We start from the raw sequence: 857 nt of genomic DNA, 5'->3' as shown, positions 1-857 counted from the left end.
AGCGCCTCCAGCATCAACTTCGCCGACGTACTGTTCTCGTTCGGCCGCTTCTACTACCCCGAATTCGAGGGGCAACCACCCCAGTTGGGCACCGATTTCGCTGGTGTGGTGACTGCGGTGGGGCCCGGGGTGAGTGAGCATCGGGTGGGTGATCATGTTGGGGGGGTGTGTCATTCGGGGTCGTGGGGCACGTTTGTGACCTGTGATGCACGCCTGGCCGTCACCCTGCCTTCGGGGTTGTCGGATGGGCAGGCGGCCGCGGTGACCACCGCGACCGGTACCGCCTATTACGGGCTGCATGAGCTGGCCCGCATCCAGGCCGGCGATAAGGTGTTGATCCATTCGGGCACCGGCGGGGTGGGCCAGGCCGCGATCGCCATCGCGCGCGCGGCCGGCGCCGAAATCTTTGCCACCGCGGGCAGCGAGGCACGGCGGGAGTTGCTGCGCGAGATGGGCGTTGGTCATGTCTATGATTCGCGCAGCACGGCGTTTGCCGAGTTGATCCGCGCCGACACCGACGGCTATGGCGTGGACATCGTGCTCAACTCGGTCACCGGGGCCGCCCAGCGCGCCGGTGTTGAGCTGTTGGCGCATGGGGGGCGGTTCATCGAGATCGGCAAACGCGACATCTACGGCGATACCCGGTTGGGGTTGTTGCCGTTTCGGCGCAACCTGACCTTTTACGCCCTGGATTTGGGGTTGCTGTCCTACAGCCACCCCCAGCGGCTACACCAGTTGTTGCACACCGTGTATGAGCTGACCGCCCAGGCGGCGTTGCCGATGCCGCCCAGCACCCATTTCCCGCTGGCCCAGGCCGCCACCGCGATCCGGATGATGAGCAACGCCCAACACACCGG

At 66.0% G+C, this 857-nt stretch carries 1 protein-coding gene; it reads left to right on the top strand.

From position 1 onward, the window contains the following. Nucleotides 1-857: zinc-binding dehydrogenase (locus tag AC5Y21_RS25990; RefSeq protein ID WP_499917022.1), on the top strand; the 857-nt coding region annotated here is incomplete at both ends.

It is taken from the genome of Mycobacterium sp. NGS41, from assembly GCF_059812725.1.
This window is presented reverse-complemented; position numbering and strand designations above follow the sequence as displayed.